Genomic DNA, 16,742 nt, shown 5'->3' on the forward strand with positions numbered 1-16,742 from the left:
ACCGCTGTCGCCGGCAGGCGTCGGCGACATCTTCATGCAGGCGGTGGACGGTCAACATTCCTTCACACCGCTTAACGCAAACCTGCATGGTGTAATACGCACGACACATTTCCTCGCTACGCTGCGCATCGCTATAAAAACTATAGCGCTACAAATCGTATAACGAAGCTTCGAGGAGTGTGGCATGCGCAGTTGGGACGAACCCAAAAAACGGAAGGCCCGTGTCGAGATCATTCCGATGATCGACGTGATGATGTTCCTGCTGGTCTTCTTCGTGCTGATCAGCCTGAACGTGATTCCGGCACTGGGACTGAAGACCCGGCTGCCCAGCTCGTCTACCGCCCAGGACCTGAAACCGCAGACCAAGGCCGTCATCACCATCGCCAAGGATGATGTGATCCAGGTCGATGGCGAGAACACCAACCTGGACGCGCTCACCGCCCGCCTGGACAAGCTGCGCGGCGAAGGCGAAAAACTCAACCTCATCATCAACAGCGACCGGGGCGTGGAAGTGCAGCGCCTGGTCGACGTGATGGATACGCTCAAGAAGGGCGGTTTCGATTCCATCTCGATTGCCACCCGCAGGCCATGATGATGAACGTTCCCGTCCTCTTCCGCTTCCGTGAGCCATTGGCCACGCTGCCGTCGCTGCTGGTGCTGGCCGTGCTCATCCTGGCCGGGGTGCAGAAGGCCAGTGAACTCAAGCGCAAGGAAGATCCGCAGCCGGTGCAGATCTCGCTGACCGAATTGCCACCACCGCCCACACCGCCGCAACCCAAGCCGCAAGTGGAGCCGCCGCCCAAACCCGTGGAACCACCCAGGAAACAGGAAGCGCCCAAGCCCGTGTCCAAGCCGGCCCCGGTCAGGCAAGCACCGGCGCCGGTGGATCCGGCGCCACCGTCGTCGGAAGCGCCCATCCTGCCGGCCGCCAGCGCCCCGGCTACCCCCCCGGTGCAGGCCGCTGCGGTGACACCACCGGCGCCGCCGCCGGTCGATACCGCCAGGATCGAACAGACCTACGTCGGCCTGCTGCGTGCGCATCTCAACAGCATCAAGCGTTATCCGACCGGCCGCGAGGCCAGCACCCTGCGGCCGCAAGGCAAGGTGCGCGTGTGGTTCGTCCTGAAGCGCGATGGCAGCGTGGTCGACAGCGGCATCGAGAGTTCCTCGAACTCCATGCTGCTCGATGACGCGGCCCGCAAGACCATCCACCGCGCCACCTTTGCCCCCTTCCCGCAAGACAGCTACCAGGGCGAGAGCACGCACCGATTCACTGCCGATCTGGAATTCATTCCCGTCTGAGCTGCCCTGCAGAAAGGGGCGGTAGCCGGGCGCAACGATTTCAACATGTAGTCCAACAAACCCAGGGGAACACGACATGCAATGCAAACTTACCCGGCTGTCCTTGCTGATATCCGGGATCTTCATGGCGGGCGCACCGGCCTGCGCCCAGACCACGACCGATGTAGGGACCGTGACCGTACAGGGAGGCGGCAGCGCCAGTGCCGGCACCGCTGCTGCGACCGGCCTGATCCAGGCCGAGGATTCGCCCAAGGCGCGCAGCTCGGTCAACCGTGATTACATCGAGAAGCAATCGCCCACCGGTACGCCCTACCAGATGATCAACCTGCTGCCGGGTGTGAACACCTATGACAACGACGGCACGGGCCTGTTCGGCGGCAACATCCGCGTGCGCGGCTTCAACAGCGACCAGTTGGGCTTCACCATCAACGGCGCGCCGGTCAACGACTCCGGCAACTTCGCAGTCTATCCGCAGGAGTACACGGAGCCTGACAACCTGTGCAACGTCTTCGTGACCCAGGGGTCGACCGATACCGAAGCCCCCCACGTGGGCGCCACCGGCGGCAACATCGGCATGACCTTCTGCGCGCCGGAAGACCAGCAGCGCATCCGCGTGACCAATGCCTTCGGTTCCAACAGCCTCTGGAAGCGCTATGTGCGCTTCGATTCGGGCAAGCTGTTCGATGACAAGTTCAAGTTCTTCATCTCGTACTCCAAGACCACGGCCGACAAGTTCAAGGGACCGGGCGGTGCCATCAAGGATCACGTCGACATTGGCACCAGCTTCAATCTGGGCCAGGGCAGCTTCATCAATGCCAACCTGCTCTACAACCGCCAGCTCAACAACAACTACCGCTCGCTGACCAAGGCCCAGATCGCCCAGTTCGGCAGCAATGCCGATTACGGCAGCACCGTGCCGCAGCACCAGCCGGCCGTGGCCGGTACCGCGCAGAACGATACGACCTATGCGCCCAACGTGGCCGCCAACATCGCCGGCAATGGCTACTACGCCTACAACCTCAATCCCTTCGAGAACTGGCTGGGCACCGTCAATGCGCACTTCCAGCTGAGCCCGACCGCCAGCCTCGATATCGATCCCTACTTCTGGTACGGCTTCGGCACCGGTGGCAACCAGTTGCAGACCGTGCGTGAAGGCGGCGTGGCCGGTGCCAGCCAGCTCGGTGGTGGCGTCGCCGACGTCAACGGCGATGGCGACCGTCTCGATACCGTCTATGCCTACGAAGGCAGCCGCACCCGTACCTACCGTCCGGGCGTGACCTTCAAGTTCAACCAGCAGCTGGACAACCATCACATCCTGGCCGGCTATTGGGTCGAACGCGCGCGCCACCAGCAGACCGGCCCCTTCAGCCGCGTGGACAACAACGGCAACATCGCCGATCTGTGGCAGGACAGCTCCGACCTGTGGCTGCGCAATGCCGATGGCTCCCTGCTCCAGTACCGCGACACCATGACCGTCAGCACGGCCCAGTCGATCTTCCTGCAGGACAGCATCAGCATGATGAACGACAAGCTCAACGTGCAAGTCGGTGGCCGCTATTCCTCCATCGACCGGGACTTCACCAACTACCCCAGCACCGGCTCCACCAGCGGGACCAACAGCTATTCCAGCGCCGCCTTCTACAAGGTCAAGAAGAACTACGCCGACTTCCTGCCCAGCCTGGGCGTACGCTTCCAGCTCGATGAGAAGCAGTCGGTGTTCTTCAACGCCGCCAAGAACTTCAAGGCCCCGGGCAACTTCTCCTACTTCGGCCTGCTCTCGGGCGGCACCATCGTCAACGGTCAACTGGTCGGCGCCACCCAGCGCGAGGTGCCGGTGGACAAGGAAACCTCCTGGAACTACGACCTCGGCTATCGCTACAACACCGAGAAGTGGATGGCCTCGGGCTCGCTGTTCTACATCGATTATCACAACCGCATCGCCAGCGCCTACAACCCGGACACCGCCAACAAGACCGACTACAACGTGGGCGACGCCAGCTCGCACGGTCTGGAACTGGAAAGCGGCTATGCCTTCACGCGCAACCTGTCGATGTACGGCTCGCTGTCCTACATCAAGAGCAAGATGAAGCAGGACCTGCGCAACAGCGCGACCCAGTACCTGCCGACCTCGGGCAAGCAATTCCCGGATACGCCGAACTGGCTCTCGGGCCTGTCGCTGCAATACCAGCAGGATGGCTGGTATGTGTTCGGTCAGGCCAAGTACACCGGCCGCCGCTACACCACGCTGGTCAACGACGACACCCTGGGGGGCTACACCCTGTTCAACGCCGGTGCCGGCATGACCTTCGCATCCACCACCTGGTTGAAGAAGCCGACCGTGCGGCTGAACCTCTACAACCTCTTCGACAAGCAGTACCTCAACCTCAATGGCGGCAGCGGCAGCCAGTTCACCACCAATGCCGTGGCGGTCAACGGCATTGCCGGCACCGCCCCTTCGCTCTACATCGGTGCCCCGCGCACCTTCACCATCACCCTGACTGCGGATTTCTGATCGCGGTCTGAACCGGGCGGCCCGCACCAGCAGCACGGGCCGCCCATCAACGCAAGAGAGGCAAGCATGAACATGCAACTACTCCACGAACTGGCTTTCTATCTGATGTATGCCTGCGCGGCACTGGCCATCTTCGTCATCGTCGAACGCGGTCTGTTCTTCGCTTACACCATGCGCCAGGCCACCGGACTGGAACGCGCCATGACCCATGCGGTGCAGCACCTGCAAGAGCTGCCGCCCGAACTGACCACCCGTCCCAGCCTGCCGCTGGCGCTGGTCTCGGACATCCTGGCCGAAAAGCACCATCTGCACACCGAGAAAGACCTGGAAGATTTCAGCGAGTCGGTCTATATCGCCAAGCGCGGCGAAGTGCAGCAGCGCCTGTGGATCCTCGATACCATCGTGACTGCTGCGCCCCTGCTGGGCCTCCTGGGCACCATCCTGGGCATCATCGATACCTTCAAGGCGCTGGCCGTGTCGGGCGTCTCCGATCCTGGCCAGGTGTCGCAGGGCATCGGTACTGCGCTCTATGCGACGGCCCTGGGCATCGGCATCGCCGTGGTCGGCATGTTCTTCTTCAATCTGTTCCAGGAACGCATCGAGCGCATCAACGATCATCTCAAGGTGCTGATGCTGCGCGCCTGCGTCGGCCGTCTGGACCCGCAACCCCAGCACAGCCCGCAACCGCAGGGCAAGCTGCATATCGCCTGAGCGCAACGCTGACATCACCTTCTCCGACACCATGAAACTCGCGCCACGCCGTCTACTGCTTCGCTTCGCAGCCGCCTTCGGGCTGGCCCTCTCGCTCGTCTGCCCGGTCCACGCCGAATTCGCCATCCCCGGCTTCGAACTGGTGCACACGGTCCCTCGCGAGACCACGCTGGCCACGCCGGACCTGCGCGATGCAGCGCTGGTGTGGAAGGAAATGTTCGATAGCGCACAGCGCGAGATCGTCTTTGGCCAGTTCTACGTGGCGGGGCAGGATGGGGAAGCGCTCGACGACATCATGGCGCACCTGGAGGCGGCCGGGCGGCGCGGCGTGAAGATCCGCTTCCTGATGGAAAAGAAGGGCGAGTTCGCCTCGGTCCCGGCCACCATCGAGAAGCTCAAGCGCATCCCGAACCTGGAATTGCGCCAGCTCGACTATTCCCGCATGACCGGCAACGGCATCATCCACGCCAAGTATTTCGTGGTTGATGGTCGCACTGCTTACGTGGGTAGCCAGAACTTCGACTGGCGTTCGTTCTCGCACATCCACGAGACCGGACTGAAGATCACCGACCCGACCGTGGCGGCGCAGGTACAGGCGATCTTCGAGATCGACTGGGCGGCACAGGCCGCCATCGCCGCCGGGCAGACCCCGGTGATGACCAACCACAGCGTAGTCGCGGCCGATGTGGCACGCGGAAACTATCTGGTGGCCAGTCCGAACGCCTACAATCCGCCCGGCGTGGGGGATTCGCAAAGTGAACTGGTGCGTCTGATCGGTCAGGCACAACAGGAGATACGCGTGCAGTTGCTGGACTACGCCCCGCTGTCCTACGGACCCAATCACACCCGGCCCTATTACGCCGTGATCGATGATGCCCTGCGCGCCGCGGCCACCCGAGGCGTAAAGATCAAGCTGATGGTCTCCAACTGGAACACCGAGGCACCGGCCATCCGCTATCTGCAGAGCCTGGCGCTGCTGCCCAACGTGGAAATCCGCATCGTCACGCTGCCACAGGCCAAGAGCGGTTTCATTCCCTTCGCACGGGTGATCCATACCAAGGCCATGAGCATCGATGGCAAGATCGCCTGGATCGGCACCAGCAACTGGGCCGGTGGCTACCTGGACAACTCGCGCAATCTCGAAGTGGTGCTGCACGATGCCGCCATGGCGCAGCGCGTGGCGGCCCTGCACGAGCAGACCTGGAGTTCGTCCTATGCACAAGCCATCGATGTGCTGAAGGTCTATCCCAGGCCGGCCAAGGGCAAACCCGCCTCGCAATGATTCGATCCGGAACCGGCATTTGAGGCTGATGCCTGTGGCCCCCTGCCTGCTGGTCTACACTGACGAAATGTAGCGTTGTTTCGTCATTGTGTAGCATCGACCAGGAGAACCGGGATGACCAGGCTGGACCAACTCGACGACATCGACCGTCAACTCCTTTCCATCCTCCAGCTCAATGCCCGTGAACCGGTGGCCGAGATTGCACGGCGCCTGGGAGTCGCGCGCACTACCGTAGTAGCCCGTATCGAGCGGCTGGAGCAGACCGGCATCATCGGCGGCTATACCCTCAAGCTCGGACGCGAGGTCGTCGATGCCAGCCTGCAAGCCTACGTGGGCGTAACCGTGCAGCCGCGCGCCGGACGCGACGTGATTCGCCGCTTCGGCCGCATCCCGGAAGTCCACCAGCTCTGCGCGGTCAGCGGCGAATATGATTACGTGGCCTGGCTGCGCGTCAATACGCCCGAACAGCTGGACAAGATCCTGGACCAGATCGGCGAGATGGAAGGCGTGCTCAAGACCACTACCTCGGTGGTGCTGGCCCGCAAGATTGATCGGGGGGACGCGGCCAGGACGCGCTGAAAAGCACGTCGATTTCGCCGGATTGCATTGGCGTCGCTACATAATGACGAAACTGCACTGCAAAGTGACGAAATCTGCGCTACTTTCTGACGATCTGGCAATGGTTTCCGTCACGGCGGCTACCTAGAATGAATCATCGTATCCATCTTCATTCGGGAGTCCCTCATGCGTACCGTCCTCCTCGGCTGCGGCCACATCGGCCAGACCATCGCCCGCCTGCTGGCTGAGTGCGGCGAAGGCCGCGACTACCAGGTCACCATCGCTGACCGCGATGCGGCGGCCATGCAGGCCATCGCGGGCGTGCATGCCGAAAAGGCCGTGCTCGACTCGTCCGACCCGCTGGCCTTGGCGGCACTGCTGCAACGCGCCGACGTGGTCATCAATGCCCTGCCCTATCACATGGCCACGAGCGTGGCCACGGTCGCGCGCCAGACCGGCACCCACTACTTTGATCTGACTGAAGACGTACAGGCCACGCGTGCCATCGCCGCCCTGGCCGCCGATGCGCCCTGCGCCTTCATGCCGCAATGTGGTCTGGCACCGGGCTTCATCGGGATTGCCGCGCATCATCTCGCGGCAGGTTTCGATGAGGTGGACGAAATCAAGATGCGCGTCGGTGCGCTGCCGCAGTATCCGACCAATGAATTGAAATACAACCTGACCTGGAGCGTGGACGGTCTCATCAACGAGTACTGCCATCCCTGCGAAGCCTTGCGCGACGGCGAGCGGGTCATGGTCGATCCCCTGGCCGACCTCGAACACTTTTCGCTGGAAGGGGTGGAGTACGAAGCCTTCAATACCTCGGGCGGCCTGGGCAGCCTGTGTGAGACGCTAGCCGGCAAGGTGCGCAATCTCGACTACAAGTCGGTGCGCTACCCCGGCCATCAGCAGCGCATGAAATTCCTGCTGGGCGATCTCGGGCTGCGGCATGATCCGGGCTTGCTCAAGGACATCCTGCGCAAGAGCGTGCCGGCGACCTTGCAGGATGTGGTGCTGGTGTTCATTACCGTCAGCGGCTTGCGGGAAGGCAAGCTGATGCAGGAAGTCTTCACCCGCAAGATCTTCGCGCAGGAGCGCGAGGGCCGGCGCGAGAGCGCCATCCAGTCCAGCACGGCTGCCGGTGTCTGCGCGGCGCTGGACCTGTTCCGTACAGGTCGACTGCCAGCGCGCGGTTTCATCCGCCAGGAACAGATCAGCTTGCCGGAGCTGCTCGGCAACCGCTTCGGCGCGGTGTATGCCTGAACGGACGCTGCACGCCAGCCTGCGGACAGGATGAATTGCCGCACAGGGACCAGGGCCGTGGCCCTGCGCTTGTTGATGCTGAAGCCTGAGGCCGGCCTCACTTGCCTCCGGTCACGTCCAGAAAAGTCCCCGTACTGAAGGAAGCTTCCTCGCTGGCCAGCCAGAGAATGGCGCGCGCCACTTCCTCGGGCTGTCCGCCCCGCCCCATGGGGATGGATTCCCTGACCCGGTTGACCCGGTCCGGTTCGCCACCGCTGGCGTGCATGTCGGTGTAGATGTGGCCGGGCCGCACGCAGTTGACGCGGATCCCTTCGCGGGCGACTTCCTTGGCCAGTCCCGTGGTGAAGGTTTCCAGTGCGCCCTTCGAGGCGGCGTAGTCGACATACTCGTTGGGACTGCCCAGGCGGGCCGAGGCCGACGACACGTTGATCACCACCCCGCCCCTGCCCTGGTGCCGATAGGCCATGCGCCTGACCGCCTGCTGCGCGCACAGCATGGGACCGATGGCATTGACCGCGAAGATGCGCTGCATGCGCGCGAAACCCAGGTCTTCCATGCGTGACTGGCGCTCCAGCATGGCTGCATTGTTGACCAGCACATCGATGCGGCCGAAGCGCGCATCGATGGCAGCAAAGAGCTGCGCCACCTGGTCCGGGTCGGCACTGTCGGCCCGCAGCGCCAGCGCCCGCGCGCCGCGCTGCGCGATATCGGCCGCCACCGAATCGGCCGCTGGCGCATCGCGCAGATAGCTGAAGGCCACGTCGTAGCCGCGTTCGGCGGCCAGCCGCGCGGTGGCGGCTCCCATGCCGCGGCTGCCGCCGGTGATGAGGATGACGGGCTTCGATGACGCATGAGTCATGACGGATCTCCTTGGAGTGAGCAAAACGGCAGGGGAGCAGCGGCGGGAACAGCCACCGGGTTAACCGATCAGTACCGTCCCTGCTGCAATGGCGGCACAGGCCAGTACCCGTGGCCAGCTCAGCGTCTCGCCCAGGAACAGCCGGCCGATGATGGCGGCAAACAAGACGCTGGTTTCGCGCAGCGCCGAGACTGCGCCCATGGGCGCCAGCGCCATGGCCTGGATGACGATGCCATAGGCCAGCAGCGACACCAGACCGCCTGCGAAGGCGGTGGCAAAGGTCGCCGCCGATGCAGGTGGCTGCCACAATGCACGGGGGCCGCGCCAGGCCATGAAGACGGCGGGCATCAGCAAGCCCCATCCCGCGCACATCCATGCGGTATAGGCCATGGGGTTGCCCGCGAGCCGCACACCCAGGCCATCCACCACGCTGTAGGCCGCGATGAAGCAGCCGGTCCCCAGGGCATAGCGCAGGCCGGGCAGTGCCACCCTGCGGCCCCGGAATGCCAGGGCGATGATGCCGCCCGATACCAGCCCGATGCCCAGCAGCGCCTGCGGTCCCGGCGTCTCGCCGGCGAGCAGGGCCGCGCCCAGCGTGACCAGCAGGGGCGAGCTTCCACGCGCGATCGGATAGGTCTGGCCCAGCTCACCGCTGCGGTAACTACGCACCAGGAACAGGTTGTAGCCCACGTGCAGCAGGGCCGAGAGCACTCCATACGGCCAGCTGGCCGGCAACGGTACGGGCAGCCACGGCGCGGTGGCCAGGCTGGCCACGGCTACGGCCAGGCACATCACGGTCATCGACCAGAGGCGATCGGTGCCGTTGCGCAGCAGCGCATTCCAGCTGGCATGCAGGACGGCGGCAAGGAGGATGAGCAGGACGACAGGCAAGGGCATGCGCCATGGTAAGCAGGAGCGCCGCCGGACAGAAGCGAAGTCTCCTCATCCCGTCATGAGCAAATCCTCATGCCTGGTGACGATGCGGTGACCCCGCATCTCAGTAGCGCGCACCGGCGACCTGTGACTGCGCCAGCAGCCAGGCACGGAAACTGGCCACGTGCGGCTGCGTCTCCACGCCCTTGGGGCAGACAAAGTAATAGGCCAGCGGGGAAGGCAAGGCCAGCTCGAACAGCCGCACCAGGCTGCCATTGGCCAGTTCCTGCTCGACATGGCCGCTGCGGGCCAGGGCCACGCCCTGGCCCAGCAGCGCCGCCTCGAGCGTCATGTTGGTATCGGCCAGGCGCACGCTTTCCCGCAAGGCCGAAACGCTTACCCCGGCTTGCTGGAACCACAGGTCCCATTTCGGCACCATGTCGGCCCCGGCGCGCGTGAGCAAGGGATAGCGGCGCAGGTCGGCCGGCTTGCGCGGCATGCCCAGGCGCGCCAGCAGGGCCGGGCTGGCCACCGGGAACACCTGCTCACGGAACAGGAATTCGGAAAACAGGCTGGGATAGTGGCCGGGACCGAAGCGGATCGCCACATCCGGTTCGGACGGCGTGAAGTGGATGGCCGTATCCGTGGTCTCCAACGTCACCAGCAGCTCGGGATGGGCCTGTGCCAGCGCGGGCAGCCGGGGCAGCAACCATTTGAGCGCAAAGGAATAGGTGGTACTGACCTTCAGCGGCTGCCGCCCTTCCTGTGCGCGCAGCTCGGCCAGGGTGGCTTCAAGGCGGGCGAAGAACTCGCGCACCACCGGCGCCAGCGCGGCCCCGGCCGGGGTCAGCGTGTTGGACTTGCCGCGCTGGAACAGCGGCATGCCCCACAGCGCTTCGAGGTGGCGCAGCTGGTGGCTGACCGCACTCTGCGTGACATGCAGCTCTTCCGAGGCGGAGGTGAAACTGGGATGGCGGGTGGCGACTTCAAAGGCCCGCAGGGTGGCCGTGGGGGGAAGGTCTCTCATGGGTGCGCTCAGGGATGGACGGCTGGAAACAACAGTCATGAACAAGAGCTCATGATAGCAACAGGCACCGTCTTGCAGTCCGGAAAGCCCCTCGCAAGCGGACGAGAATGCAGCGCAACATCGCGGCTATACATACCGTCTAATTTTAGATAATATGTATCGCATGACCTCCCGCTCCCGCAAAAAGAAACCTGACCGTCCCGACCATGCCCTGCTGCTTTCGCAATTGCAGCAGGTGGCCAAGGGCCTGGGTGAGACCTTCGCACCGTTCTGCGAAGTGGTGCTGCACGACCTGCGTGACGCGGATCACTCCATCGTCGCCCTGCACAACAACCTGTCCGGCCGCGAGGTAGGAGATGCCACCACCGAACTGGGACTGGCACGCATCGCCGACGAGAGTTATCCGCAGGTCCTGACCAATTACGCCAACACCCTGCCCGACGGACGCCAGGCCAAGAGCACCTCGATCGGCATCAAGGATGCGGACGGCAAATACGTCGCGGCCCTCTGCATGAACATTGATCTGACCCTGTTCGGCGCACTGCAAGGCATGCTGCGCCAGTTCGGCGGTATCGACAACGCGGTCCGCGTGGCCGAGACGCTGGAGCCGGCAGGTGCCGATGCCCTGCGCAGTCGCATTGATGCCTTTGCCGCCCGAATGTCGACCACCCCGCGTAGTCTCAAGGCCGAGGACCGCCGCCAGCTCATGCGTGAGTTGCGGCAGTCCGGCTGCATGGATGTGCGGCGCTCGGCCGAGATCGTGGCCGCGCACCTGGGGGTGTCGCGCGCGACGGTCTACAACGACGAGAAGGAGTGAGGGCTGCGATCCGCGCCTTCATCGCTTGCCATGCTCAAGGTCCTCATCTTTCCATCCCACTTGAAGGAAACCTCATGATTCCCCTCTCCAGTTCCACCGAATTGCCCAGCTTTGCCGACGTCCTGCTGGCTGCCGAACGCATCAAGCCCTGGGCCCACAAGACGCCCGTGCTGCGCTCGCGCACGGCCGATGCGGAGGTAGGCGCACAACTGTTCTTCAAGTGCGAGAACTTCCAGCGCATGGGCGCCTTCAAGTTCCGTGGCGCCATGAATGCGCTTTCACAATTCGACAGCGAGCAGCGCAAGCATGGCGTGATCACCTTCTCTTCCGGCAACCATGCCCAGGGGACGGCGCTGGCGGCGCAGCTGCTGGGTATTCCGGCAGTGATCGTCATGCCCCAGGACGCGCCTGCGGCGAAGGTGGCCGCCACGCGCGGTTACGGCGCGGAGGTCGTGATGTATGACCGCTATACCGAGGACCGCGAAGCCATCGGTGCGCGCCTGGCGGCCGAACGCAAGATGACGCTGATCCCGCCCTACGACCATCCGCACGTGATGGCCGGTCAGGGAACGGCCACGCTGGAACTGCTGCAGGAAACCGGCCCGCTGGATGCGCTCTTCGTCTGCCTGGGCGGCGGCGGCCTGCTCTCGGGCGCTGCACTGGCGGCGCGGGCGCTGTCGCCCGACTGCAAGATTTATGGCGTCGAGCCGGAAGCGGGCAACGATGGCCAGCAATCGCTGCGCGCAGGCCAGATCGTGCACATCGATACCCCCAAGACCATTGCCGATGGCGCCCAGACGCAGCACCTGGGCAAGTACACCTTCGAGGTCATCCGCGAGCTGGTGGACGACATCCATACGGTCAGCGACGCCGAGCTGGTGTCGGGCCTGCGCTTCTTTGCCGAACGCATGAAGATGGTGGTGGAACCGACCGGCTGCCTGGGCTTTGCCGCGGCCCGCAAGCTGAAGGACCAGCTGCGGGGCAAGCGCGTGGGCGTGATCATCAGCGGGGGCAACATCGACCTGGGCAAGTTGTCGGGGTATTTGTCCTGATGATTGGCCGCATCAGTGACCCCAATCTCGCGCGGGGTCATTTTGACTTACAGTGTTGAGCCTCATCATTGACTTTGCTCCCACCATTCAATCACAAGGACTGGAAACACCATGCCCCATCTCGTTCTGGAATACACCGGCAATCTCGCGCTCGATGTGCAGCCCACCCTGCTCAAGCTCAACCAGGCACTGGTGGCCAGCGGCCACTTTGAAGAGAACGCCATCAAGGCGCGTGCCGTGCGCCTGGACAATTACCTGGTCGGTACCGCTGCCGAGGCCAAGCGTGCCTTCGTCGCACTGCGCCTGGCCATCCTGACCGGCCGCACGCTGGAAGAAAAGAAGACGGTGTCGGACCTGCTGGGTGCGGCGATCCAGAAGGACCAGAGCTGGCCCAAGGATCTCCAGGTGCAGATCACCGTGGAAGTGGTCGACATGCAGCGCGAGACCTATTTCAAGGTCGCCCTGCAATAAGCCGATGGCGTGACCCTGCTGCCCTGGCAGCGGACACCCCAAAACGAAAAGCCGCGCGGTGCAAAACCGGGCGGCTTTTTTTCGGGTGAAGGACGCTGCGCGATGCTGTTCTTGTGATGCCGCGCAGCCTTCTCCCCCGGTGCATCAGGCGTTCAGGACGCCAGCGCCGTTTCGCGCAGGACCTCGCGGAACTGCACTACGTTGCCTTCCGGATCGAAGCCATCGCAGGCCCGGAAATCCGGTCCGTTCCATTCAGCCGCGGCGGGCTTCATGCCACCGCCGAGCTGCTCGGCAGACAGGCGCGTGTGGGCAAGTGAACGCACGGGAAGGAAGAGCTTCACCGGCACGTTCTCGCGCAGCACCGGTGGTGAACAAATCTCCACCTTGGCTGCCGTGGCTTGTGGAATCGCATGAATCACCAACAGGAAATCCTCGGCCTCGATCACTACCTTCTCGGCCTGGGCCTGCTTGGGAACCACCGCCAGCACCTGCGCATAAAACGCGGCGAGGCGGGCTACATCTTTGGCGAACAGGACTGCGCCTGCTTTGGGCTGGGTCGACATCTCTGCTTTCAAAAACGTTGATCGGATCAAACAAGGAACGGCAGAGTTTATTTACGACCATGGCACTTGGCAAGCATTAATCGTCTCCCTGTGGCGACGCTGTTGTGTCGCTGTCCGGCGACGCCTTTCTGTCGTCCTTTGCATGAAATATTGCAGAGCAATATAAGAATCCGCTGACACGCGAAAGTGGTGCTGTCCGATGTTCATTTGCCTGCGAAGAAACTATCCTGACTTACCGTCGGCAAGAGACTAATAAAACGTCAATTGTCAGCATGATCAGCCAAGCTGTCTGTATGTGATCGGAATAGCATCGTTTGCACTAGGAACGCGTATAAATTGTAAGCGGATGTTCCCAAGCGGTTTACTTCCGAACTTGATCTGCTACCTTGATGTCGCAGGGCAACATGGTGTGCGGTGAAGAAAAAAGAAAAATATTTCCACTTGCACACTGACTTGCCGCACCGTCCCCCACTGCATAGCGCTGCGCAGACGGTGACCGAACATAACGCACCACAACCCTCACGAGTATCGCGCCATGAACATTCGAGACTTGCACGCTCAGTACACTCCCGAACGCTCCATTTTCAAGCGGTCCCAGGCTACGCATCACGCGAACCCGCAAGACCCTGCCCAGCGCATCGAGCTGGCGCATACCGACAGCGATGCCGATGCCTGGCTGGAACCGGCCCTGTCCGACTTCATCTCGCTGGCCTCCAGCGTCTGCGGCACCCCCATGGGCATGTTCAGCCAGCTGCACGCCGATATCGGTCTGCAGCATCCTTACCTCTCGGTCAACAATGGCCGCGGTGATGCTCGCAACCAATGGTGGCGCTTCCCCGGTCAGACCGGTGTACTGCGTCATGCCGTCGACTTCTCGCTGTGTGAACTGGCCGCGCGTACGCCGGGCCAGGTTACCGAGGTCAGTGACCTGGCCGGCGATCTGCGCTTTGCCACCAGTGCATTGGCCCGCGGCAATCCGGCGGTGCGATTTTATGCGGGCGTGCCGCTGGTATCGGGCAATGGCGATCTCCTGGGTACGCTGTGCGTGATGGACCGCGCACCGCGCACGCTGACTCCGGCGCAACGCGAAGCTTTCCAGAAGCTGGCACGCCAGCTCGAAGCGCAGATCGACAGCCATCGCGCCATGCAGAAGCTGGAGCAGCAGACGCTGACCGACGCCCTGACCGGCATCGGCAATCGCCGCAGTTTTGATTCACGCCTGCGCGAGGAGTGGACGCGCCATCTGCGCAACGCCCGCCCCTTGACCATGCTGATGGTGGACGTGGATTACTTCAAGCAATACAACGATACCTATGGTCACCCCGCCGGTGATGCGCTGTTGGTGCAGCTTGCTCGTGTGTTGCGCTCGCCGCTGCGTGCCAGCGATTTCCTGGCGCGCTACGGTGGCGATGAGTTCTCGCTGATCCTGCCGGATACCGACGAGACCGGCGCATTGCAGGTATCCGAACGCATCAGGCAGGCGGTGGCACGCGTGAGGTGGCCGCATACGGATATCGAAATCAGCCTCGGCGCAGCCACGGTGACGCCGTCGGAGATGTGCGACTTCAGCGCCTTGCTGCATGCGGCTGACCAGGCGATGTATCAGCGCAAGCATGGGCGTAATCCGCGCAATGCGTGATCGATGGCCTTGCGGGGAGGGGTAAGCCCAGGGCGCTTCCCTTGCTGCATGGAGACAAGCGCCGCTGCACATGCAGCGGCGTTTTTGCTTGATGTGCCCTCAGGCAGCGCCGCTATTGGACAGCGATGAGATCAGCACGGCGATGCCCCCATCTCATCGACATGGACCTCCTTGTCTCCATCCCCGACGACGAGCGCACTCATCATCCCCAGCTTGAGCAGCTGGTCCGGGTCATACGACGGCACGATGGCGGTGTCGCTCCGGACGCATTCAAACGCATTGCAGTAAATCGGTACGTCCAGCGCAGTCTGATCACCCAGATGGGCGCGCGGGCAACCACTCCTGCATCAGCGCGGCCATCCATGGCGCATCAAGGACCAGGCCATTGCGCGCGTAGAGTGCAAGGCGGCCGCCAGAACGCTATTGTCCTGGCGATGCTCAGTGAGGATCTGCTCGCTGATGTCCAGGACCGAACGGTCACAAAAGACGCGCCAGGTCTGGCGCTGGTCAGGCCGCATACCAATGCCGGGCTCCCTTCGGCATCCCTCACGAAAAAGCCGACGGGAAGTCCTTGCGCGGCGCCGCCGTGGAGGCGCGTTCCACCAGTTGTGGCGTGGCCGTCACGCGCATCACGGGCGAGGCGCTGCGGCGCTCGATGAGGGCCAGCAGCAGGTCGATGGACATGCGGGCCGCCTCTTCGGTCGGCACCGCCACGGTGGTCAGCGCAGGACGCGAGACCCGCGCCCACTGGATGTCGGTGATGCCGGTCACGGAGATATCGCGTGGCACGTTCAGACCAAGGTCGGCAATGGCATTCATCGCGCCCAGCGCGGGCAGGTCATTGCTGGCGAAGATGGCGGTCAGTTGCGGCTCCTCGCGCAGCAGCGTCATGGTGGCCTGGTAGCCGGATTCGACCGTGTCGCCGATATAGCGGGTGCGCTGCAGGGTGTGCTTGATGCCTGCGGCGGCACAGGCTTCCACGAAGCCGCGATAGCGCTCGGCATGGATGCCGCTCTTCTTGCTGCCCACCAGCGCACCGATGTGGCGATGGCCCAGCCCCACCAGGTGCTGCGCAGCGATGGCGCCGGCCGCAAAGAAATCCACCGCGATGCAGGGCAGCTCGGGCGGTGCATCGGGTTTTTCCCACATGCAAAGTACGACCGGTGCGCCGCGCTGTTCGGTCTTCTTCAACTCATCCATGGGCAGGTTGGCATTCATGATGAGTACGCCGTCCGACAGCGTGCCGGCGATCTGGTCCAGATAGGCACGGCCGGTATCGGGGTCGTCGTTGGTATTGCAGACGATCAGGAAACGACCGCGCTCGCGCGCCGCGCGTTCGGCGGCCAGGGCGAATTCCGGATAGAAGGGATTGGCGATGCTGGAGACCACCAGCGCCAGTGTCGGCGCGCGACCTTCGGCCAGCGCACGGGCCGTCAGATGCGGCCGATAGCCGAGCTGGGCAACCGCCTCCAGCACGCGCTGGCGCGTCTGCTCGCCAACCTTGCCGCGCTGGCGCAAGACGTTGGACACAGTGGCCGAGGTAACACCGGCCAGACGGGCAACTTCGGATAAGGTGGTCATGGGTGCATGGAGTTGGAAGCCCTCGCATTCAAACCGCTTATGACGGCCTTGTCAACGCGCACGCGTCAGCCACGATGCACGCCATGAATGCGCAGCCCGCAGGAAATACGGAAACGATTTACGCAAAGTTCGCCGGCCCCTCGCACATGCGCATGAGCGTTTCCTGACAAATCGCTGGCAGCTGGTGGTTACAGGATTGTTGTTGCGGAGGGCATGCAAGATGGGTATGATC

At 63.4% G+C, this 16,742-nt stretch carries 16 protein-coding genes; 11 read left to right on the plus strand and 5 right to left on the minus strand.

Features of this window, described 5'->3' with window-relative positions; genetic code table 11:
- The first annotated feature begins 184 nt into the window (after positions 1–184).
- The 7 genes from HNO82_RS05060 to HNO82_RS05090 all read left to right on the plus strand — a co-directional run bounded on the left by HNO82_RS05060 (position 185) and on the right by HNO82_RS05090 (position 7,628).
- Positions 185–592: an ExbD/TolR family protein gene (locus tag HNO82_RS05060; protein WP_175342953.1), complete on the plus strand. Its 408-nt coding sequence runs from the start codon at positions 185–187 to the stop codon at positions 590–592.
- Positions 592–1,302, plus strand: a complete 711-nt coding sequence (locus HNO82_RS05065) for an energy transducer TonB (RefSeq protein WP_175342954.1) — start codon at positions 592–594, stop codon at positions 1,300–1,302. Before HNO82_RS05060 ends, HNO82_RS05065 begins: the two co-directional genes overlap by 1 nt.
- Before the next feature lie 76 nt (positions 1,303–1,378).
- Positions 1,379–3,814 carry a TonB-dependent receptor gene (locus HNO82_RS05070; protein ID WP_175342955.1) on the plus strand — a complete coding sequence of 812 codons (2,436 nt, stop codon included), beginning with the start codon at positions 1,379–1,381 and terminating at the stop codon, positions 3,812–3,814.
- A gap of 66 nt (positions 3,815–3,880) precedes the next feature.
- Positions 3,881–4,525: a MotA/TolQ/ExbB proton channel family protein gene (locus HNO82_RS05075; RefSeq protein ID WP_008334421.1), complete on the plus strand. Its 645-nt coding sequence runs from the start codon at positions 3,881–3,883 to the stop codon at positions 4,523–4,525.
- Positions 4,526–4,556: 31 nt separating this feature from the next.
- A complete protein-coding gene (locus HNO82_RS05080; RefSeq protein ID WP_175342956.1) occupies positions 4,557–5,807 on the plus strand; it encodes a phospholipase D-like domain-containing protein in 1,251 nt (416 codons plus the stop codon).
- Between the two features lie 114 nt (positions 5,808–5,921).
- Positions 5,922–6,386: an Lrp/AsnC family transcriptional regulator gene (locus HNO82_RS05085; protein ID WP_008334419.1), complete on the plus strand. Its 465-nt coding sequence runs from the start codon at positions 5,922–5,924 to the stop codon at positions 6,384–6,386.
- A gap of 165 nt (positions 6,387–6,551) precedes the next feature.
- Positions 6,552–7,628, plus strand: a complete 1,077-nt coding sequence (locus tag HNO82_RS05090; protein WP_175342957.1) for a saccharopine dehydrogenase family protein — start codon at positions 6,552–6,554, stop codon at positions 7,626–7,628.
- A gap of 97 nt (positions 7,629–7,725) precedes the next feature.
- Here HNO82_RS05090 and HNO82_RS05095 read toward each other — a convergent pair whose 3' ends face one another.
- The 3 genes from HNO82_RS05095 to gcvA all read right to left on the minus strand — a co-directional run bounded on the left by HNO82_RS05095 (position 7,726) and on the right by gcvA (position 10,387).
- The gene (locus HNO82_RS05095) at positions 7,726–8,487 is read right to left on the minus strand and encodes a glucose 1-dehydrogenase (protein ID WP_008334416.1); all 762 of its coding nucleotides are present in this window, start codon (positions 8,485–8,487) and stop codon (positions 7,726–7,728) included.
- Between the two features lie 60 nt (positions 8,488–8,547).
- Positions 8,548–9,384 (minus strand): EamA family transporter, encoded by an 837-nt coding sequence (locus HNO82_RS05100; protein WP_175342958.1) that lies wholly within the window; start codon positions 9,382–9,384, stop codon positions 8,548–8,550.
- Positions 9,385–9,484: 100 nt separating this feature from the next.
- Entirely contained in the window at positions 9,485–10,387 is a 903-nt protein-coding gene (gene gcvA / locus HNO82_RS05105; protein WP_034351598.1) for a transcriptional regulator GcvA, read from the minus strand.
- Positions 10,388–10,541: 154 nt separating this feature from the next.
- Between gcvA and HNO82_RS05110 the strand changes: the two genes are divergently transcribed.
- From HNO82_RS05110 to HNO82_RS05120, 3 genes are all read left to right on the plus strand, one after another.
- Positions 10,542–11,204 (plus strand): helix-turn-helix transcriptional regulator, encoded by a 663-nt coding sequence (locus tag HNO82_RS05110; RefSeq protein ID WP_175342959.1) that lies wholly within the window; start codon positions 10,542–10,544, stop codon positions 11,202–11,204.
- 74 nt (positions 11,205–11,278) lie between these two features.
- Positions 11,279–12,256, plus strand: coding sequence for a threo-3-hydroxy-L-aspartate ammonia-lyase (locus HNO82_RS05115; RefSeq protein ID WP_175342960.1), 978 nt, complete (start codon positions 11,279–11,281; stop codon positions 12,254–12,256).
- Positions 12,257–12,367: 111 nt separating this feature from the next.
- The gene (locus HNO82_RS05120; RefSeq protein WP_008334406.1) at positions 12,368–12,727 is read left to right on the plus strand and encodes a 5-carboxymethyl-2-hydroxymuconate Delta-isomerase; all 360 of its coding nucleotides are present in this window, start codon (positions 12,368–12,370) and stop codon (positions 12,725–12,727) included.
- A gap of 152 nt (positions 12,728–12,879) precedes the next feature.
- On the opposite strand, the gene HNO82_RS05125 is transcribed toward HNO82_RS05120, so the two are convergent.
- The gene (locus HNO82_RS05125; protein ID WP_008334403.1) at positions 12,880–13,290 is read right to left on the minus strand and encodes a VOC family protein; all 411 of its coding nucleotides are present in this window, start codon (positions 13,288–13,290) and stop codon (positions 12,880–12,882) included.
- 535 nt (positions 13,291–13,825) lie between these two features.
- Here HNO82_RS05125 and HNO82_RS05130 point away from each other — a divergent pair.
- Positions 13,826–14,929: a GGDEF domain-containing protein gene (locus HNO82_RS05130; protein ID WP_237713618.1), complete on the plus strand. Its 1,104-nt coding sequence runs from the start codon at positions 13,826–13,828 to the stop codon at positions 14,927–14,929.
- 546 nt (positions 14,930–15,475) lie between these two features.
- Here the strand turns inward: HNO82_RS05130 and HNO82_RS05135 are convergent.
- Positions 15,476–16,510, minus strand: coding sequence for a LacI family DNA-binding transcriptional regulator (locus HNO82_RS05135; protein WP_175342961.1), 1,035 nt, complete (start codon positions 16,508–16,510; stop codon positions 15,476–15,478).
- Between the last annotated feature and the right edge of the window lie 232 nt (positions 16,511–16,742).

This window comes from Herbaspirillum sp. C9C3 (genome assembly GCF_013359625.1).
In the GTDB taxonomy this organism is placed as follows: Bacteria; Pseudomonadota; Gammaproteobacteria; order Burkholderiales; family Burkholderiaceae_D; genus Herbaspirillum.